This is a genomic window from Lelliottia nimipressuralis (assembly GCF_004402045.1).
Classification (GTDB): domain Bacteria; phylum Pseudomonadota; class Gammaproteobacteria; order Enterobacterales; family Enterobacteriaceae; genus Enterobacter; species Enterobacter chinensis.
On record NZ_SOMG01000017.1, the window covers coordinates 38,465 to 58,173 of the forward strand.

Genomic DNA, 19,709 nt, shown 5'->3' on the forward strand with positions numbered 1-19,709 from the left:
GCGCATCTTTCTTTACGGTCAACCGGCAAGGTGTTAAATTGATCACGTTTTAGACCATTTTTTCGTCGGTACCACCATAATGATAAGGGCGAAAAAGGGTAACGGTTATCTTTTTGAAATACTGCGGGCCCGCTGTTATTCATGTTTTGAATAGCTTGCGCCACCCGGAAACATCAGGCGATACGTCTTGTACCTCTATATTGAGACTCTGAAACAGAGACTGGATGCCATAAATCAACTGCGTGTGGATCGCGCGCTTGCTGCTATGGGCCCTGCTTTCCAGCAGGTATACAGTCTGCTGCCGACATTATTGCACTATCACCATCCGCTGATGCCTGGCTACCTTGACGGTAACGTTCCCCAGGGCATTTGCCTTTTCACGCCTGATGAAACCCAACAGCACTATCTGAGTGAGCTTGAACTCTATCGCGGCATGCCGCCACAGGAGTCCCCGAAAGGTGAACTGCCGATTACCGGCGTTTACTCTATGGGGAGTACCTCATCGGTAGGGCAAAGCTGTTCTTCGGACCTGGACATCTGGGTCTGTCATCAGTCCTGGCTTGATAACGAAGAGCGCCAGCTGCTGCAACGTAAATGCAGCCTGCTGGAAAGCTGGGCGGCGTCGCTCGGCGTGGAAGTGAGCTTCTTCCTGATTGATGAAAACCGATTCCGTCATAACGAAAGCGGCAGTCTGGGTGGTGAGGACTGCGGCTCGACCCAGCACATCCTGTTGCTGGATGAATTTTACCGTACTGCTGTGCGTCTGGCCGGTAAGCGTATTCTGTGGAATATGGTGCCGTGCGATGAAGAAGAGCATTACGACGATTACGTGATGTCGCTGTACTCGCAGGGTGTCCTGACGCCAAACGAATGGCTGGACCTCGGTGGCCTGAGCTCTCTGTCAGCGGAAGAGTACTTTGGCGCAAGCCTCTGGCAGCTCTATAAGAGTATTGACTCACCGTACAAAGCGGTGCTGAAAACGCTGCTGCTGGAAGCCTATTCCTGGGAATACCCGACGCCGCGCCTGCTGGCGAAAGATATCAAGCAGCGTTTGCACGACGGGGAGATCGTCTCCTTCGGGCTGGACGCCTACTGCATGATGCTGGAGCGCGTGACCGAATACCTGAAAGCCATTGACGACACCACGCGTCTTGACCTGGTGCGTCGATGTTTCTATCTCAAAGTCTGTGAGAAATTGAGCCGCGAGCGCGCATGCGTGGGCTGGCGTCGTGAAGTGGTCAGTCAGTTAGTGAAAGAGTGGGGATGGGACGAAGAGCGTTTGTCCATGCTCGACAACCGCGCCAACTGGAAAATCGATCAGGTGCGTGAAGCGCACAACGAACTGCTCGATGCGATGATGCAAAGCTACCGTAACCTGATCCGCTTTGCGCGTCGTAATAACCTCAGCGTTTCAGCCAGCCCGCAGGATATCGGTGTGTTGACCCGTAAACTGTACGCCGCGTTTGAAGCGCTGCCGGGTAAAGTCACTCTGGTTAACCCGCAGATTTCGCCTGACCTCTCAGAACCGAACCTGACCTTTATCTATGTTCCGCCGGGTCGCGCGAACCGCACCGGGTGGTATCTTTACAACCGTGCGCCAAGCATGGATTCGATCGTCAGCCATCAACCGCTGGAATATAACCGTTACCTGAACAAGCTGGTGGCCTGGGCCTGGTTTAACGGCCTGCTGACCTCGCGCACCCGCCTGTTTATCAAAGGCAACGAGGTGGTTGATCTCGCTAAGCTGCAGGAGATGGTGGCGGATGTCTCACACCACTTCCCGCTGCGTCTGCCTGCGCCAACGCCGAAAGCGCTCTACAGCCCATGTGAGATTCGCCATCTGGCGATCATCGTTAACCTGGAATACGACCCGACGGCGGCCTTCCGCAATCAGGTGGTCCATTTTGACTTCCGCAAGCTGGACGTCTTTAGCTTTGGCGAGCAGCAAAATTGCCTGGTGGGTAGCGTGGATCTGCTTTACCGCAACTCGTGGAACGAAGTGCGTACCCTGCATTTCAACGGCGAGCAGGCGATGATCGAAGCGCTGAAAACCATTCTCGGTAAAATGCACCAGGACGCCGCGCCACCGGACAGCGTGGAAGTGTTCTGTTACAGCCAGCATCTGCGTGGGTTGATTCGTACCCGCGTGCAGCAGCTGGTTTCTGAATGTATCGAACTGCGTCTCTCCAGTACCCGTCAGGAAACCGGGCGCTTTAAAGCGCTGCGCGTCTCCGGCCAGACCTGGGGCCTGTTCTTCGAACGTCTCAACGTGTCGGTACAGAAGCTGGAAAACGCCATCGAGTTCTACGGCGCGATTTCACACAACAAGCTGCATGGTCTGTCGGTGCAGGTGGAAACCAACCACGTTAAGCTGCCGCAGGTGGTTGACGGTTTTGCCAGTGAAGGGATTATTCAGTTCTTCTTCGAAGAGTCGGGCGACGATGCCGGTTTCAATATCTACATTCTGGATGAGACCAACCGCGCCGAGGTGTATCACCATTGTGAAGGCAGTAAAGAGGAGCTGGTGCGCGACGTCAGCCGCTTCTACTCCTCTTCGCATGATCGTTTCACCTACGGCTCAAGCTTTATCAACTTTAACCTGCCGCAGTTCTACCAGATTGTGAACGTCGACGGTCGTACGCAGGTGATTCCGTTCCGGACCCAGGCCGTCACGCCTGTCGCGCCTGCAAATCAGGACACCGCGCCGCTGTTGCAGCAGTATTTCTCCTGAGCCTTTTCGCTCGCCCGGTGGCGGCTACGCCTTACCGGGCCTACAACAGCTCGGTTCCGTAGGCCGGGTCAGCGCAGCGCCACCCGGCGACAAAATTACCTGAAACTCACGACCTCACCCGCCTGCGCGGTCGCCGCCTGTTCCAGCAGATCCCAGAACGTGACGCCGCTACGGTCGCAAACCCATTCCCCGTCTTTCAGATCGAAATGATAGCCGCCCTGTTTGGCGGCCAGCCATACCTGGTGAAGCGGCTCCTGGCGGTTAATAATAATTTTGCTGCCATTTTCGAAGCTCAGGGTCAGAATACCGCCGTTGATTTCACAATCGATATCGCTGTCGCCGTCCCAGTCGTCGAGACGCTCTTCGATGGTCATCCACAGGTTGTCGGCAAGGCGATGGAATTCACTGTCGTTCATGGTTTTGTTCCTGTTTTTCGTGATGCCGGCAGTATAACCCTAAATAAATCCCGTTGCAGGAAAGCGGCAAACTCTTGCTTTTGTGTCTTCTCCTGCGATGATAGAAACAGATTTGAACTTACGGGCAACTTTATAATGAAAAACGCTTTCCGAACGCTTGCCGTTCTCATCACGCTGTTTAGCCTGACGGGCTGCGGACTGAAGGGACCACTGTACTTCCCGCCAGCGGATAAAACCGCGCCGCCGCCGACGAAACCTGTGAACAGCGGTATTGAATCTACTACGCCAGATACTAACGATCGTGGCGACAACGGTGGTCCGACTCAGGTAAATCTCTGACGACAACGTTCTGTACCCGCGCAATGGAGCAAATGATGCAGTTCTCTAAAATGCATGGCCTTGGCAACGATTTTATGGTCGTCGACGCGGTAACGCAGAATGTGTTTTTCTCCCCGGAACTGATCCGTCGCCTGGCGGATCGGCATCTGGGCGTGGGGTTCGATCAACTGCTGGTGGTTGAGCCACCGTACGATCCTGACCTCGATTTCCACTACCGTATTTTTAACGCGGACGGGAGCGAAGTTAACCAGTGCGGCAACGGCGCGCGCTGTTTTGCCCGCTTTGTCCGCCTGAAAGGGCTGACCAACAAGCGTGATATTCGCGTCAGCACGGCCAATGGTCGCATGGTGCTCAGCGTCACTGATGATGAGCTGGTACGCGTGAACATGGGCGAGCCTAACTTCGAGCCCTCCGTTGTGCCGTTTCGCGCAAACAAAGCGGAAAAGACCTATATTATGCGTGCGGCCGAGCAGACAGTATTGTGCGGCGTCGTCTCAATGGGTAACCCGCACTGCGTGATTCAGGTTGATGATGTGGAAACTGCCGCCGTCGAAACGCTCGGCCCGGTGCTGGAAAGCCACGAACGTTTCCCGGAGCGCGCGAACATCGGTTTTATGCAGGTGGTAGCGCGTGAGCACATCCGCCTGCGGGTTTACGAGCGCGGCGCGGGCGAGACGCAGGCCTGCGGAAGCGGTGCCTGTGCGGCAGTGGCCGTGGGCATCTCTCAGGGGTTACTGGCAGAAGAGGTTCGCGTGGAGTTACCGGGCGGTCGGCTAGATATCGCCTGGAAAGGACCGGGTCATCCACTGTATATGACTGGCCCGGCGGCACATGTCTATGACGGGTTTATCCATCTATGAAACAACCAGGGGAAGAACTGCAGGAAACAGTGACGGAGCTGGACGACAGAGCTGTTGTTGATTATCTGCTGCGCAATCCTGAGTTTTTTATTCGCAATGCACGCATCGTCGAAGAGATGCGCGTGCCGCATCCGGTTCGCGGAACCGTGTCGCTGGTCGAATGGCACATGGCGCGCTCGCGCAACCACATCAATCAGCTTGAAGAGAACATGACGCTGCTGATGGAACAGGCCAGTACTAACGAAAGTCTGTTCTATCGTCTGCTGCATCTGCAGGCGCGTCTGGCATCGGCGCACAGTCTTGAAGAGTTCCTCAGCCGCTTCCACCGCTGGGCGCGCGAGCTTGGGCTTGCGGGCGCAACGATCCGTCTTTTCCCTGACCGCTGGCGCATTGGCGCACCGTCGGGGTTTACCCATCTGGCACTTAGCCGTCAGGCGTTTGAACCGCTGCGCATTCAGCGTCTGGGCCATGAGCATCACTACCTTGGACCATTGAACGGACCTGAACTGCTGGTGGTATTACCCGAAGCTAAAGCGATAGGCTCGGTGGCGATGTCGCTGATGGGGCGCGATGGCGATCTGGGGGTCATGTTATTTACCAGCCGCGATGCACATCACTATGAGCAAGGGCAAGCCACGCACCTGCTGCAGGAGATCGCTCTGATGCTGCCTGAGCTGCTGGAGCGCTGGATTGAGCGAGTATGACGGACGGACTGCTCGCTGCTGACGTCTCGCGCTTTTTGCGCTATCTGGGCGTGGAGCGTCAGCTTAGCCCCATTACTCTGCTTAATTACCAGCGTCAGCTTGATGCCCTCATGCAGATTGCCGACGAGATCGGCCTGAAAAGCTGGCAGCACTGTGACGCTGCGACGGTTCGCGGGTTTGTCGTGCGGAGCCGCAGAAAAGGATTAGGTCCGGCAAGCCTGGCGCTCAGACTCTCTGCGCTGCGCAGTTTCTTCGACTGGCTGGTCAGTCAGGGAGGCTTAAAAGCCAACCCGGCAAAAGGGATCGCCACGCCAAAAGCGCCGCGCCATCTGCCTAAAAATATCGACGTTGACGACGTAAACCGCCTGCTGGATATCGATCTGAACGATCCGCTGGCCGTACGCGACCGCGCGATGCTGGAGGTGATGTACGGTGCCGGGCTGCGTCTTTCAGAGCTGGTTAATCTTGATTTAAAACACCTCGACCTGGACACCGGCGAAGTGTGGGTCATGGGCAAGGGCAGCAAAGAGCGCCGCCTGCCGATTGGCCGCAATGCGGTATCCTGGATTGAGCACTGGCTTGACCTGCGCGGGCTGTTTGGCGCAGAAGAGGACGCGCTGTTCCTGTCGAAACTCGGCAAGCGGATCTCGGCGCGTAACGTGCAGAAGCGCTTTGCGGAGTGGGGCATTAAGCAGGGGCTGAACAGCCACGTTCACCCGCACAAGCTGCGTCACTCCTTTGCGACACACATGCTTGAGTCGAGCGGCGATCTGCGCGGCGTGCAGGAGCTGCTTGGCCACGCAAATCTGTCGACCACTCAAATCTATACCCACTTAGACTTCCAACACCTTGCCTCGGTGTATGACGCGGCGCATCCACGCGCCAAACGGGGGAAATAATGCGTTTTTACCGCCCACTCGGTCAGATTTCAGCCCTGACGTTTGACCTTGATGACACCCTTTATGACAACCGCGAAGTGATCCTGCGTACCGAGCAGGAGTCGCTGGCGTTTGTCCAGAACTACCATCCGGCGCTGAAGACGATGCAGAACAAGGATTTCCAGACGCTGCGTCAGTCCCTGCGGGAGACCGAGCCGGACATTTACCACGATGTGACCGAATGGCGTCGTCGCGCGGTTGAGCAGGCGATGCTCAACGTGGGGCTGAGCGCGCAAGATGCGGCCATTGGGGCTGAAGCGGCAATGGAAAACTTCGCCAAATGGCGCAGCCGTATCGATGTGCCGCAGGAGACCCACGACACGCTGGCGAAACTGGCAGAGAAATGGCCGCTGGTGGCCATCACCAATGGCAATGCCCAGCCTGAGCTGTTTGGTCTCGGCGATTACTTTGAATTTGTGCTGCGTGCCGGTCCCCACGGGCGCTCCAAGCCGTTCAGTGATATGTACCATCTTGCAGCGGAAAAACTGAATCTGTCGCTGGGTGAAATTCTGCACGTGGGGGATGACCTCACCACAGACGTGGCGGGTGCCATCCGCTGCGGCATGCAGGCCTGCTGGATCAAGCCGGAAAAAGCCGACCTGATGATCGCCTCCGATAGCCGTCTTCTGCCACACCTGGAAATTTCGCGGTTGGCATCCCTCACGACGCTGATATAATCATCAATTGTTCTGTATAAATTAACAGGGTTTTGGCGAATGTCATTCGCCTGCCCGACATGACGTGACGGTGCCAATGGACGTTTCTTACCTGCTCGACAGCCTTAATGACAAACAGCGTGAAGCAGTTGCCGCCTCGCGCACCAACATGCTGGTTCTGGCAGGGGCGGGCAGTGGTAAGACGCGCGTTCTGGTTCACCGTATCGCCTGGCTGCAAAGCGTGGAAAACTGCTCACCGTACTCCATCATGGCGGTCACGTTTACCAACAAGGCGGCGGCGGAGATGCGCCACCGTATCGCCCAACTGATGGGCACCAGCCAGGGCGGCATGTGGGTTGGCACCTTCCACGGGCTGGCGCACCGCCTGCTGCGCGCGCACCATATGGACGCCAACCTGCCGCAGGATTTCCAGATCCTCGACAGCGAAGACCAGCTCCGTCTGCTCAAACGTCTGATCAAGGCAATGAACCTCGACGAGAAGCAGTGGCCGCCGCGTCAGGCGATGTGGTACATCAACGGCCAGAAAGACGAGGGGCTGCGTCCGCACCATATTCAGAGCTTTGGCAACCCGGTCGAGCAGACCTGGCAGAACGTTTATAAGGCCTATCAGGAAGCGTGCGATCGCGCCGGTTTGGTAGACTTCGCCGAACTGCTGCTGCGCGCCCACGAGCTGTGGCTGAACAAACCACACATCCTGCAGCACTACCGCGAACGTTTTACCAATATCCTGGTGGACGAATTCCAGGATACCAACAACATCCAGTACGCGTGGATCCGCCTGCTGGCCGGTGATACCGGCAAGGTGATGATTGTGGGCGATGATGACCAGTCGATCTACGGCTGGCGCGGGGCGCAGGTGGAGAATATCCAGCGCTTTCTCAATGACTTCCCTGGCGCGCAGACCATCCGTCTGGAGCAGAACTACCGCTCAACCAATAATATTCTGAGTGCAGCCAACGCCCTGATTGAAAACAACAACGGGCGTCTGGGGAAAAAGCTGTGGACCGACGGCGTCGACGGTGAACCGATTTCAATTTACTGCGCGTTCAACGAACTCGACGAAGCTCGCTTCGTGGTGAACCGTATCAAAACCTGGCAGGACAATGGTGGCGCGCTTGAACAGTGTGCCATTCTCTATCGCAGCAACGCCCAGTCGCGCGTGCTGGAAGAGGCGCTCCTGCAGGTGAGCATGCCTTACCGTATTTATGGCGGTATGCGCTTCTTCGAACGTCAGGAAATCAAAGATGCGCTCTCGTATCTGCGTCTGATTGCAAACCGCAACGACGACGCGGCGTTTGAGCGCGTGGTCAACACGCCGACCCGTGGCATTGGTGACCGCACGCTGGACGTGGTGCGTCAGGCCTCTCGCGATCGCCAGCTGACGCTGTGGCAGGCATGCCGCGAGCTGTTGCAGGAAAAAGCGCTCGCCGGTCGTGCCGCCAGCGCGCTGCAGCGTTTCCTCGAACTGATTGATGCTCTGGCGCAGGAAACGGCCGACATGCCGCTGCACGTGCAGACGGACCGGGTAATTAAAGACTCCGGCCTGAGAACCATGTATGAGCAGGAAAAAGGCGAGAAAGGCCAGACCCGTATTGAGAACTTAGAGGAACTGGTCACGGCAACGCGCCAGTTCAGCTACAACGAAGAAGATGAAGACCTGATGCCGCTTCAGGCGTTTCTCTCTCACGCCGCGCTGGAAGCAGGCGAGGGACAGGCGGATACCTGGCAGGATGCGGTTCAGCTCATGACCCTGCACTCCGCCAAAGGTCTGGAGTTCCCGCAGGTGTTTATCGTCGGCATGGAAGAGGGGATGTTCCCTAGCCAGATGTCGCTGGATGAGGGCGGACGCCTGGAAGAGGAGCGTCGCCTGGCCTACGTGGGCGTGACGCGCGCGATGCAAAAGCTGACGCTAACCTACGCCGAAACCCGCCGTCTGTACGGTAAAGAGGTCTATCACCGTCCGTCGCGCTTTATCGGTGAACTGCCGGAAGAGTGCGTGGAAGAGGTGCGTCTGCGGGCGAGCATCAGCCGTCCGGTCAGCCATCAGCGTATGGGCTCGCCGATTGCGGAAACCGACACCGGCTACAAGCTGGGCCAGCGCGTGCGCCATTCGAAGTTTGGCGAAGGTACCATTGTGAATCTGGAAGGCAGCGGCGAGCATAGCCGCCTGCAGGTGGCGTTCCAGGGGCAGGGTATCAAATGGCTGGTGGCGGCCTATGCGAAGCTGGAAACAGTCTAACATTCAGAAAAATATCATTATTTTGTAATAATCTGCTAGCCTTATACATTGAAGGTCAATTAATGCCCTTCAGCGTTCCGTTGCGTGTTGACGCCACAGTTATAGCTGGCGTAACATGCGCGCACGATTACGCTAAGAGGACATTCGCCTTGGACACACCCAGTAGATACTGGCTCAATTCCCTGTCATCCAGGAACAACTCCTAAGGCTATCTCCCCTTGCTGATGGCCTTAGTGGTTGTCAGCGACATGCACTATTCCCGTCGCGCTGAGTCAGGCTGTTTAATGGTCTGAAACCCAATTTGTTTCTGTGTGCCCACCGAACTGTCCGATATTTTTTGCATTGGGAGTCCCGGTCATGTTGAGCGCATTTCAACTCGAAAATAACCGACTGACTCGGCTTGAAGCCGAAGAGTCACAGCCCCTCGTTGATGCCGTATGGGTGGATCTGGTCGAGCCGGACGACGATGAACGCCTGCGCGTACAATCTGAGCTGGGACAAAGCCTGGCGACACGCCCGGAACTGGAAGACATCGAAGCATCTGCACGTTTTTTTGAAGACGAAGACGGTCTGCATATTCACTCCTTCTTCTTCTTTGAAGATGCTGAAGACCACGCGGGTAACTCTACCGTGGCGTTTACCATTCGTGATGGCCGTCTGTTTACCCTGCGCGAGCGTGAATTGCCGGCATTTCGTCTTTACCGCATGCGCGCCCGCAGCCAGGCGATGGTGGACGGTAACGCCTACGAGCTGCTGCTCGATCTGTTCGAAACCAAAATTGAACAGCTGGCGGATGAAATTGAAAACATCTACAGCGATCTGGAAAAGCTCAGCCGCGTGATCATGGAAGGCCATCAGGGCGATGAGTACGACGAAGCGCTCTCCACGCTGGCGGAGCTGGAAGATATCGGCTGGAAGGTACGTCTGTGTCTGATGGATACCCAGCGTGCGCTGAACTTCCTGGTGCGCAAGGCGCGTCTGCCGGGCGGCCAGCTGGAGCAGGCGCGGGAGATCCTGCGAGATATCGAATCCCTGCTGCCGCACAACGAATCCCTGTTCCAGAAGGTCAACTTCCTGATGCAGGCGGCGATGGGCTTTATCAACATCGAGCAGAACCGCATCATCAAGATCTTCTCGGTGGTTTCCGTGGTGTTCCTGCCGCCGACGCTGGTGGCTTCCAGCTATGGGATGAACTTTGAGTTTATGCCGGAGCTGAAGTGGAGCTTTGGTTACCCGGGGGCGATTATCTTCATGATCCTCGCCGGGCTGGCGCCGTATCTGTACTTTAAGCGTCGTAACTGGCTGTAAAAATCTGGCGGGTGGCGCTGCGCTTACCCGCCCTACAAAACACCTACATTCCTTTGCGGGCCCTGCGCTGGGTATAAATGGCATCTGCAACGAAAATCGCCAGCGCCACCCAGATAAAGGCGAAGGTCACCATCTTATCCGCGCCTGGCACTTCGCCGTAAAACACCACCGCCAGCAGGAACATCAGCGTCGGGCCAATGTACTGGAAGAAGCCCAGCGTGGAGAGACGCAGACGCGTCGCCGCACCGGTGAAGCACAGCAATGGAATCGTCGTCACCACGCCTGCCGCCATCAGCATCAGATTCAGCGACCACGGGTTGCTGCCCATATGGCTGGTTGGGCTGTCGGCGATGCCGAAGAGATAAATCGCCGCGACCGGCAGCAGCCACAGGGTTTCAAACAACATCCCGGTTTGTGCTTCCACCGCAATCTTCTTGCGCACCAGGCCGTAGAAGGCAAAGCTGAACGCCAGACCGAGGGCAATAATCGGCAACGAGCCGAACGTCCAGAGCTGAACCAGCACGCCGCAGAAGGCCAAAATGACGGCCACCCATTGCATCCGGCGGAAGCGCTCGCCGAGGAAAATCATCCCCAGCACGATGTTCACCAGCGGGTTAATGAAGTACCCCAGGCTCGCTTCGAGCATGTGATGGTTATTCACCGCCCAGATAAACAGCAGCCAGTTGCCGCCAATCAGCACCGCAGAGAGCGCCAGCAGGAAGACCTTTCTAGGGGTTTTAAACAGCGTTTTGACGCCCGACCACTGACGGCTGAGGCTCATCAGCGCGATCATAAAAAAGAATGACCAGATAACGCGGTGAGTGAGGATCTCATCGGCCGGAACGTAAGCGATAAGCTTGAAATACGCCGGGGCGATACCCCAAATAAAATAAGCGGCAAGGGCGAGTAAAACGCCCTGCCGCGTCTGTTTAGCATTCATCGGGAAAATCCATTACAAAAAAGTGAATTAATTTTACCCGATTTTGCTGCCTCAACCCACCATATAAGTGGCGGTTGCGCTGGCGATATAAACTTGTTCTTCGTTATGTAATTCAACGCGAGCAACGGCAACTTTATTTCCCGCACGCAGCAGGCTGCTGGTACAGGTAAAGCGATTTCCGCGCCCCGGGCGAAGATAGTCGACGCGCAAATCAATGGTGCCCATGCGCGCCAGACGCTGGCGGAGTTCGTCTTCATTGATGGTGTCATGGCGGGTCAGCGTACTGCCCACGCAGACCAGGCCTGCCGCGACGTCCAGCGCAGAGGCAATCACACCGCCGTGCAAAATACTTTGCGCCCAGTTACCTACCATCATCGGCTGGTTGTTGAAACTCAGCTGGGCAAAGTCTTTTTCGTAACGCTCCAGCTCCAGTCCCAGCGCGCGGTTAAACGGCATATGGTAAACAAAAATCTCGCCCACGAGTTTTAACACTTCTTCGGCGGTAAGCATGGCTGACATGAGGCATCACATCCTTATTGTTAATGAAATGTTGATTTTATGCCTCGGCAATAAGGAATTCCACTTTCAGAAACGAGGATGCAGCAGTTGTCGCAGAAGTATGTAGAATGTTCGCCACATAACTATTCAAGTAATTTTACTCTTTTGCAGGAGAACACCACCGATGCGGACGTATCTGGCCTGGTTACTGGCGGCGGTTGCGCTGCCCCTCACAGCATATGCGCAGGAAGCCACGATCAAAGAGGTGCATGATAAACCTGCCGTTCATGGCAGTATTATCGCGAACCTTCTTCAGGAGCATGACAATCCGTTCACGCTCTATCCGTATGACACCAACTACGTGATTTACACCCAGACCAGCGATCTCAACAAAGAGGCGATAAGCTCCTATAACTGGTCTGATAACGCGCGTAAAGATGAGGTGAAGTTCCAGCTCAGTCTCGCCTTCCCGTTCTGGCGCGGCATTCTGGGGCCGAATTCGGTGCTCGGTGCGTCTTACACGCAGAAATCCTGGTGGCAGCTCTCTAACAGCGGGGAGTCCTCGCCGTTCCGTGAAACGAACTACGAGCCACAGCTGTTCCTCGGTTTTGCAACGGATTATGAATTTGCCGGATGGACGTTGCGTGATGTTGAAGTGGGCTTTAACCATGATTCCAACGGCCGTTCCGACCCGACTTCCCGGAGCTGGAACCGCGCCTATACGCGCCTGATGGCGCAGAACGGTAACTGGATGGTGGAAGTGAAGCCGTGGTACGTGGTGGGCGAAACCGATGACAACCCGGATATCACCAAATACATGGGTTACTACCAGCTCAAAGTCGGCTACCAGCTGGGCGATGCCGTGCTCAGCGCCAAAGGCCAGTACAACTGGAACACCGGCTACGGTGGCGCGGAAGTGGGCTTAAGCTACCCAATGACGAAGCACGTTCGTATCTATACGCAGGTATACAGCGGTTACGGCGAGTCGCTTATCGACTACAACTTCAACCAGACTCGCATCGGCGTTGGCGTGATGCTGAACGATATTCTCTAGCCTGCTCGAATGTTTTTGCGTTAAACGTTGAAGTTTCTCTCTCAGGCGCTGAAAATAGCGCCTGTTTTATTTTTCGCATATGGGGTTAATGTGGCGCAGGCGGAAGTATTGAATCAGGAGTCGCTGGCTAAACAGGTTTTGCATGAAACCTTTGGCTATCAGCAGTTCCGCCCTGGCCAGGAAACCATCATTGAAACGGTGCTGGAAGGTCGCGATTGCCTGGTGGTGATGCCGACCGGCGGCGGTAAATCCCTCTGTTATCAGGTGCCCGCGCTGGTGCTTAACGGCCTGACGGTCGTGGTATCGCCTCTGATTTCGCTGATGAAAGACCAGGTTGACCAGCTGCTCGCCAACGGCGTGGCGGCAGCCTGTCTTAACTCCACGCAAACCCGTGAGCAGCAGCAAGAGGTGATGGCCGGGTGCCGCACCGGGCAGATCCGCCTGCTGTATATCGCGCCGGAACGCCTGATGCTGGATAACTTCCTCGACCATCTCGCGCACTGGAACCCGGTCCTGCTGGCGGTGGATGAAGCGCACTGTATCTCCCAGTGGGGACACGATTTCCGCCCGGAATACGCTGCGCTCGGCCAGCTGCGCCAGCGCTTCCCCGAGCTGCCGTTTATGGCGCTTACCGCCACGGCAGATGACACCACCCGTCTGGATATTGTTCGCCTGCTGGGGCTGAACGACCCTTATATTCAGGTCAGCAGCTTCGACCGCCCCAACATCCGCTACATGCTGATGGAAAAATTCAAGCCGCTGGATCAGCTCTTACGCTACGTGCAGGAGCAGCGCGGCAAGTCCGGCATTATCTACTGCAACAGCCGTGCGAAGGTCGAAGACACCGCCGCACGTCTGCAAAACCGCGGCTTTAGCGCGGCGGCCTACCATGCCGGGTTAGAGAACCACATCCGTGCCGACGTGCAGGAGAAATTCCAGCGCGATGACCTGCAAATTGTGGTGGCGACGGTGGCGTTCGGCATGGGGATCAACAAGCCCAACGTGCGCTTTGTGGTGCATTTCGATATTCCGCGCAATATCGAATCCTACTATCAGGAAACCGGCCGTGCCGGGCGTGACGGCCTGCCAGCGGAAGCGATGCTGTTTTACGATCCGGCCGATATGGCATGGCTGCGCCGCTGCCTGGAGGAAAAACCGCAGGGACAGCTCCAGGATATCGAGCGTCACAAGCTCAACGCGATGGGCGCGTTTGCCGAAGCGCAAACCTGCCGTCGTCTGGTGCTGCTCAACTACTTTGGTGAAGGGCGACAGGAGCCGTGCGGCAACTGCGATATCTGCCTGGATCCGCCGAAACAGTACGATGGCCTGATGGACGCGCGTAAGGCGCTCTCGACCATCTACCGTGTGAATCAACGCTTCGGGATGGGCTACGTGGTGGAAGTGCTGCGCGGTGCTAATAACCAGCGTATTCGCGACATGGGCCACGACAAGCTCCCTGTCTACGGTATTGGCAAGGAGCAGAGCCACGAGCACTGGGTCAGCATTATCCGCCAGCTGATTCACCTCGGCTTTGCCACACAAAACATTGCTCAGCACTCCGCGCTACAGCTTACCGAAGCGGCGCGCCCGGTCCTGCGCGGTGACGTTGAACTGAAGCTCGCCGTGCCGCGCGTTCTCGCCCTGAAGCCGCGGGTGATGCAAAAATCGTACGGCGGCAATTACGACCGCAAGCTGTTTGCCAAACTGCGCAAGCTGCGTAAAGCCATTGCTGATGAAGAGAATATCCCGCCTTACGTGGTGTTCAACGACGCGACGCTGATTGAGATGGCCGAACAGATGCCCCTCAGCGCCAGCGAAATGCTCAGCGTCAACGGCGTCGGCACGCGCAAGCTGGAGCGCTTCGGTAAGGAGTTTATGGCGCTCATCCGTTCACATGCCGATGGTGATGATGAGGAGTAGTCAGCCGGGCGAAAAAGTGCCAGGATGATGACTCACTGAATTATTTCCCCGCGAGCTAATTATGTTAATGCTATTTCTTACCGTGGCGTTGGTGCACATCGTTGCGCTGATGAGCCCGGGCCCAGACTTTTTCTTCGTGTCACAAACGGCCGTCAGCCGCTCCCGCAAAGAGGCGATGATGGGCGTGCTCGGTATCACCATGGGCGTCATGGTCTGGGCGGCGGTCGCGCTGCTTGGTCTGAACCTGATTCTGGCAAAGATGGCCTGGCTGCATAACATCATTATGGTTGGCGGTGGCCTGTACCTGTGCTGGATGGGCTACCAGATGCTGCGTGGGGCGCTGAAGAAAGAAGAGAAAAAACCGGAAGAGCCAAAGGTTGAGCTGGCAACGGGCGGCCGCAGTTTTGTAAAAGGGCTGCTGACCAACCTGGCGAACCCGAAAGCCATTATCTATTTCGGCTCAGTATTTTCGCTATTTGTCGGCGATAACGTCGGCGCGGGTGCGCGCTGGGGCATCTTCCTGCTGATCGTCGTTGAAACCTTTGCCTGGTTCACCATCGTGGCAAGCCTGTTTGCCTTACCGGCGATGCGCCGCGGCTATCAGCGCATCGCGAAGTGGATTGACGGCTTCGCCGGCGCACTGTTCGCCGGCTTCGGCATTCATCTCATCATTTCTCGCTAAGCATGACGCGCTGACGCAAGCAGCGCGCCAACCAGCATAAACAGCGAACCAAAGACTTTGTTCAGGGCCTTCATCTGCTTAGGCCCTTTAATCCACGCCGCAATCCGCTGCGCCAGCGTCGCGTAACCAATCATCACGATGATATCGACGATAATGGTGGTCGCGCCCAGTACCACGTACTGCATCACCTGGGGCTGATGCGGAACGATAAACTGCGGGAACAGCGCGGCGAGGAAGACGATGCTTTTCGGGTTGGTGAGGTTGACGAAAACCGCGCGTTTAAACAGATGGCCGCGGTTTTGCGTCTGAGCGAGCGTATTCAGGTTGATGGAGCCCGCCGCGCGCCACTGCTGAATACCCAGCCAGATCAGATACGCTGCCCCGGCCCATTTCAGCACCTCAAAAGCCAGTACAGAGCGGGAGAACAGGGTGCCCAGACCAATCCCGACCAGGACGATGTGAATGCCCAGCCCGGCCTGCAAACCGGCAATCGACGCTGCCGCACCGCGATAGCCGTGGTTGATGGAAGTGGTCATGGTGTTAATGGCGCCCGAGCCCGGTGAAAGGCTAAGGATGATGGATGTCAGCAGGTAAGCGAACCACCACTCGAAGGTCATTTGAAACTCCCGAATCGTCTGTTTTTATGCCACAATACGCTATTGTTGAGTCATTTTGTGACCGGTTACGAAAAAACGATATTCCTTGGCTTACGTGAGTGGAAACCCGATGTTTCAGCAGAAAAAGGACTGGGAAACACGAGAAAACGCATTTGCTGCTTTCTCCATGGGGCCGCTGACCGATTTCTGGCGCCAGCGTGAGGAAGATGAGTTTACGGGCGTCGGTGATATACCGGTACGCTTTGTGCGTTTTCACGATAAGAAAAATGACCGGGTCATCGTGGTCTGTCCCGGGCGTATCGAGAGCTACATCAAATACGCCGAACTGGCCTATGACCTGTTCCATCTGGGCTTCGATGTACTGATTATCGATCACCGCGGGCAGGGGCTTTCGGGTCGCCTGTTATCGGATACGCATCGCGGCCATGTGGATAACTTCAGCGATTACGTCGACGATCTCGCCGCGTTCTGGCAGCAGGAAGTCGAGCCTGGTCCATGGCGGAAGCGCTATATTCTGGCGCACTCTATGGGCGGTGCGATTTCAACGCTGTTTTTACAGCGTCACGAACATAAATGCGACGCCATTGCGCTCACCGCGCCGATGTATGGCATCGTCATGCGCTTTCCGGACTGGATGGTGCGTCATATTCTCGACTGGGCTGAGGGCCATCAGCGCATTCGTGAAGGTTATGCCATCGGCACGGGGCGCTGGCGGGCGTTGCCGTTTGCGATGAACGTGCTGACCCACAGCCGACAGCGTTATCGTCGTAACCTGCGTTTTTATGCCGACGAACCGCGCCTGCGCGTGGGCGGCCCGACATATCACTGGGTGCGTGAAGGGATCCTTGCCGGTGAGCAGGTTCTGGCGGGCGTCGCGAATGACGATACGCCAACGCTCCTGATTCAGGCTGAAGAAGAGCGTGTGGTGGATAACCGCATGCATGACCGCTTTTGCGAACTCCGCGCTGCCGCCGGCCACCCTTGTGAAGGGGGAAAACCGTTGGTCATCAACGGCGCGTACCATGAGATCCTTTTTGAAAAGGACGCTATGCGCTCAGTCGCGCTTAACGCCATCGTCGAGTTTTTCGACCGGCATAACTGATTTTCTATTGAGGTTAAATTTCCCTATGTACCAGGTTGTTGCATCTGATTTAGATGGCACGCTGCTTTCTCCCGACCACACCCTGTCGCCTTACGCGAAAGAGACCTTAAAGCTTCTGACCGCCCGGGGCGTGAACTTTGTGTTTGCCACCGGCCGCCACCACGTAGACGTAGGGCAGATCCGCGATAATCTTGAGATCAAATCGTACATGATCACCTCTAACGGTGCGCGCGTGCATGATACCGACGGCAACCTGATCTTTACCCACAACCTGGATCGCGATATTGCCGCCGATCTGTTCGGGGTAGTACATAACAACCCGAATATCGTCACCAACGTTTACCGCGACGACGACTGGTTTATGAACCGCCACCGCCCGGAAGAGATGCGCTTCTTCAAAGAGGCCGTATTCCAGTACTCGCTGTACGAGCCGGGTCTGCTGGAGCCGGAAGGGATCAGCAAGGTATTCTTCACCTGTGTAGACCATGAGGAATTGCTGCCGCTGGAGCAGGCAATTAACGCGCGCTGGGGCGATCGCGTTAATGTGAGCTTCTCAACGCTGACCTGTCTGGAAGTGATGGCCGGGGGCGTATCCAAAGGCCACGCGCTGGAAGCGGTTGCGAAACGTCTGGGCTTCGAGCTGAAAGACTGCATCGCCTTTGGTGACGGTATGAACGATGCCGAAATGCTTTCTATGGCGGGCAAGGGCTGCATTATGGAGAACGCGCACCAGCGCCTGAAAGACCTGCACCCGGAGCTGGAAGTGATCGGCACCAACGCTGACAACGCGGTACCGAAGTATCTGCGCAAGCTATTCCTTGAATAATCTTCATTTGATTATTTATCGCTCAGTTGTCAACTAAAGAGTTCGCTACAATGCCTGTCCTTCTTTCTGAGAGACAAGCATTGTGGCGCTACTCATTATCACCACTATCCTGTGGGCCTTCTCCTTTAGCCTGATTGGCGAATACCTTGCCGGTTCGGTCGACAGCTACTTCTCGGTGCTGATGCGCGTGGGGCTGGCGGCGCTGGTGTTCCTGCCGTTTCTGCGTACGCGCGGGCAATCGCTGAAAACGATTGTGTTGTATATGCTGGTGGGGGCGATGCAGCTCGGCATCATGTATCTGTTTAGCTTCCGGGCTTACGTCTACCTTTCCGTCTCTGAATTCCTGCTGTTCACCGTGCTAACGCCGCTCTATATCACGCTGATCTACGATTTGCTCAGCAAGCGCCGCCTGCGCTGGGGATACCTGCTGAGCGCGGCACTGGCGGTGATCGGCGCGGCGATTATTCGCTATGACAAAGTCAGCGATCACTTCTGGACCGGGCTGATGTTCGTCCAGCTCGCCAACATCAGTTTTGCCATCGGCATGGTGGGCTACAAACGCCTGATGGAAACCCGTCCGATGCCGCAGCATAACGCGTTTGCCTGGTTCTATATGGGCGCCGCGATTATCGCGGTGGCGGCGTGGTTTATGCTTGGTAACCCGCAAAAGCTGCCGACCACCTCCGTGCAGTGGGGCGTTCTGATCTGGCTGGGCGTTGTGGCATCAGGGCTGGGGTATTTCATGTGGAACTACGGCGCTACTCAGGTAGACGCCGGTACGCTGGGGATCATGAACAACGTGCATGTCCCGGCAGGGTTGCTGGTCAACCTCGCCATCTGGCAGCAACAGCCGCACTGGCCGAGCTTCATTATTGGGGGAACGGTGATCCTGGCTTCGCTGTGGGTCCATCGACGCTGGGTCGCTCCGCGCTCCGCACAAACGGAAGATGGTCGCACGCGTGGTTCCGCGCTGAGCGAATAAACGCCTCTGTAATCGGCTGACGCTGCTCGCCATCGCGCACGGCGGCGTACAGCCTGCTCCACAGTCCTTCACCCAGGGTTTTTGTGACCACCAGACCCTGGCGTTCAAAACTCTCCACTACCCAGTGCGGCAGCGCTGCGATACCCATTCTGGCCGCCACCATCTGAATCAACAGCAGGGTGTTATCCACGCTTTTCAGCTGCGGGCTAATGCCTGCCGGCTGCAGGAAGTGACGCCAGATATCCAGACGACTGCGCTGAACCGGGTAAATCAGCAGCGTTTCCGTCGCCAGGTCTTCCGGCGTGATGCGCGTTTTGGCTGCCAGCGGATGATCCGGCGCCAGCACCAGGCGCACTTCATAATCAAACATCGGCGAATAGTGCAGGCCGCTGCGCGGCAGAATATCGGACGTCATCACCAGATCCAGCTCGCCCTGCTGCAGTGAGGGCTGCGGGTCGAACGTCACGCCGGATTTAAAGTCCATCTCTACCTGCGGCCACTTCTGGCGGAAGTTCTCAAGCGCGGGGGTTAGCCACTGAATACAGCTGTGGCATTCAATCGCGATACGCAGTTTGGTCTGCTGCGGTTCGTTACACGCCTGCAGCGCGCTGGCGATCTGTGGCAGTACCTGATTCGCCAGCTGCAGCAGGATCTCGCCCTGAGGTGTAAAGCGCAGCGGCTGGCTCTTACGCACAAAAAGACGAAATCCAAGGCGTTGTTCCAGATCGCTGAACTGGTGAGAAAGGGCGGACTGGGTCTGGTGCAGCGTGGCCGCCGCCGCCGCGAGCGAGCCGCAGTTCCGCAACGCTTGTAGCGTTTTCAGGTGTTTAATTTCGATCATGAAAGTCCTTCACTTCGCCATGAACATTTTGCGCT

General features: G+C 56.5%; 20 protein-coding genes. 15 read left to right on the forward strand and 5 right to left on the reverse strand.

Annotated elements, in window-relative coordinates:
• Window positions 1-187: 187 nt before the first annotated feature.
• Entirely contained in the window at window positions 188-2,731 is a 2,544-nt protein-coding gene (gene cyaA, locus E3U32_RS11860; RefSeq protein ID WP_134348956.1) for a class I adenylate cyclase, read from the forward strand.
• Window positions 2,732-2,826: 95 nt separating this feature from the next.
• Here cyaA and cyaY read toward each other — a convergent pair whose 3' ends face one another.
• The gene (cyaY, locus tag E3U32_RS11865; protein WP_028018192.1) at window positions 2,827-3,147 is read right to left on the reverse strand and encodes an iron donor protein CyaY; all 321 of its coding nucleotides are present in this window, start codon (window positions 3,145-3,147) and stop codon (window positions 2,827-2,829) included.
• A gap of 135 nt (window positions 3,148-3,282) precedes the next feature.
• Between cyaY and lptM the strand changes: the two genes are divergently transcribed.
• The 8 genes from lptM to corA all read left to right on the forward strand — a co-directional run bounded on the left by lptM (window position 3,283) and on the right by corA (window position 10,212).
• The gene (gene lptM / locus E3U32_RS11870) at window positions 3,283-3,486 is read left to right on the forward strand and encodes an LPS translocon maturation chaperone LptM (protein WP_134348957.1); all 204 of its coding nucleotides are present in this window, start codon (window positions 3,283-3,285) and stop codon (window positions 3,484-3,486) included.
• 35 nt (window positions 3,487-3,521) lie between these two features.
• Window positions 3,522-4,346, forward strand: coding sequence for a diaminopimelate epimerase (gene dapF, locus E3U32_RS11875; RefSeq protein ID WP_134348983.1), 825 nt, complete (start codon window positions 3,522-3,524; stop codon window positions 4,344-4,346).
• Entirely contained in the window at window positions 4,343-5,050 is a 708-nt protein-coding gene (locus E3U32_RS11880) for a DUF484 domain-containing protein (protein ID WP_134348958.1), read from the forward strand. Before dapF ends, E3U32_RS11880 begins: the two co-directional genes overlap by 4 nt.
• Complete coding sequence (gene xerC / locus E3U32_RS11885) at window positions 5,047-5,949, forward strand: tyrosine recombinase XerC (RefSeq protein WP_134348959.1); 903 nt, start codon at window positions 5,047-5,049, stop codon at window positions 5,947-5,949. Before E3U32_RS11880 ends, xerC begins: the two co-directional genes overlap by 4 nt.
• Window positions 5,949-6,665: a 5-amino-6-(5-phospho-D-ribitylamino)uracil phosphatase YigB gene (gene yigB, locus E3U32_RS11890; RefSeq protein ID WP_134348960.1), complete on the forward strand. Its 717-nt coding sequence runs from the start codon at window positions 5,949-5,951 to the stop codon at window positions 6,663-6,665. The genes xerC and yigB overlap by 1 nt, the downstream gene beginning before the upstream one ends.
• Before the next feature lie 76 nt (window positions 6,666-6,741).
• Window positions 6,742-8,904: a DNA helicase II gene (gene uvrD, locus E3U32_RS11895; RefSeq protein ID WP_134348961.1), complete on the forward strand. Its 2,163-nt coding sequence runs from the start codon at window positions 6,742-6,744 to the stop codon at window positions 8,902-8,904.
• Window positions 8,905-9,053: 149 nt separating this feature from the next.
• Window positions 9,054-9,110, forward strand: a complete 57-nt coding sequence (gene ysgD / locus E3U32_RS23780) for a YsgD/CorL family protein (RefSeq protein ID WP_212743980.1) — start codon at window positions 9,054-9,056, stop codon at window positions 9,108-9,110.
• A 151-nt stretch (window positions 9,111-9,261) separates the two neighbouring features.
• Window positions 9,262-10,212 carry a magnesium/cobalt transporter CorA gene (gene corA, locus E3U32_RS11905; RefSeq protein ID WP_080330379.1) on the forward strand — a complete coding sequence of 317 codons (951 nt, stop codon included), beginning with the start codon at window positions 9,262-9,264 and terminating at the stop codon, window positions 10,210-10,212.
• Between the two features lie 43 nt (window positions 10,213-10,255).
• Here corA and rarD read toward each other — a convergent pair whose 3' ends face one another.
• Together rarD and yigI are read right to left on the reverse strand one after the other, a co-directional pair.
• Window positions 10,256-11,152 carry an EamA family transporter RarD gene (gene rarD / locus E3U32_RS11910; protein WP_134348962.1) on the reverse strand — a complete coding sequence of 299 codons (897 nt, stop codon included), beginning with the start codon at window positions 11,150-11,152 and terminating at the stop codon, window positions 10,256-10,258.
• Between the two features lie 51 nt (window positions 11,153-11,203).
• On the reverse strand, window positions 11,204-11,671 hold the full coding sequence (yigI, locus tag E3U32_RS11915) for an acyl-CoA thioesterase YigI (protein WP_008501538.1): 468 nt from the start codon (window positions 11,669-11,671) through the stop codon (window positions 11,204-11,206).
• A 163-nt stretch (window positions 11,672-11,834) separates the two neighbouring features.
• On the opposite strand from yigI, the gene pldA reads away from it, so the two are divergent.
• From pldA to rhtC, 3 genes are all read left to right on the forward strand, one after another.
• Window positions 11,835-12,704: a phospholipase A gene (gene pldA, locus E3U32_RS11920; RefSeq protein WP_087822933.1), complete on the forward strand. Its 870-nt coding sequence runs from the start codon at window positions 11,835-11,837 to the stop codon at window positions 12,702-12,704.
• 90 nt (window positions 12,705-12,794) lie between these two features.
• Window positions 12,795-14,624: an ATP-dependent DNA helicase RecQ gene (gene recQ, locus E3U32_RS11925; RefSeq protein WP_134348963.1), complete on the forward strand. Its 1,830-nt coding sequence runs from the start codon at window positions 12,795-12,797 to the stop codon at window positions 14,622-14,624.
• 61 nt (window positions 14,625-14,685) lie between these two features.
• Window positions 14,686-15,306 carry a threonine export protein RhtC gene (gene rhtC / locus E3U32_RS11930; protein WP_134348964.1) on the forward strand — a complete coding sequence of 207 codons (621 nt, stop codon included), beginning with the start codon at window positions 14,686-14,688 and terminating at the stop codon, window positions 15,304-15,306.
• Here the strand turns inward: rhtC and rhtB are convergent.
• Window positions 15,303-15,923 (reverse strand): homoserine/homoserine lactone efflux protein, encoded by a 621-nt coding sequence (gene rhtB, locus E3U32_RS11935; protein ID WP_047959687.1) that lies wholly within the window; start codon window positions 15,921-15,923, stop codon window positions 15,303-15,305. The two genes, rhtC and rhtB, sit on opposite strands and share 4 nt — an antisense overlap.
• Window positions 15,924-16,032: 109 nt before the next feature.
• Between rhtB and pldB the strand changes: the two genes are divergently transcribed.
• From pldB to E3U32_RS11950, 3 genes are all read left to right on the forward strand, one after another.
• Window positions 16,033-17,025, forward strand: coding sequence for a lysophospholipase L2 (gene pldB, locus E3U32_RS11940; RefSeq protein WP_134348965.1), 993 nt, complete (start codon window positions 16,033-16,035; stop codon window positions 17,023-17,025).
• 25 nt (window positions 17,026-17,050) lie between these two features.
• On the forward strand, window positions 17,051-17,851 hold the full coding sequence (yigL, locus tag E3U32_RS11945) for a sugar/pyridoxal phosphate phosphatase YigL (protein WP_134348966.1): 801 nt from the start codon (window positions 17,051-17,053) through the stop codon (window positions 17,849-17,851).
• Window positions 17,852-17,933: 82 nt separating this feature from the next.
• Entirely contained in the window at window positions 17,934-18,833 is a 900-nt protein-coding gene (locus E3U32_RS11950; protein WP_134348967.1) for a carboxylate/amino acid/amine transporter, read from the forward strand.
• On the opposite strand, the gene metR is transcribed toward E3U32_RS11950, so the two are convergent.
• Complete coding sequence (gene metR / locus E3U32_RS11955) at window positions 18,721-19,674, reverse strand: HTH-type transcriptional regulator MetR (protein WP_048339012.1); 954 nt, start codon at window positions 19,672-19,674, stop codon at window positions 18,721-18,723. The genes E3U32_RS11950 and metR overlap by 113 nt on opposite strands.
• Window positions 19,675-19,709 lie beyond the last annotated feature (35 nt).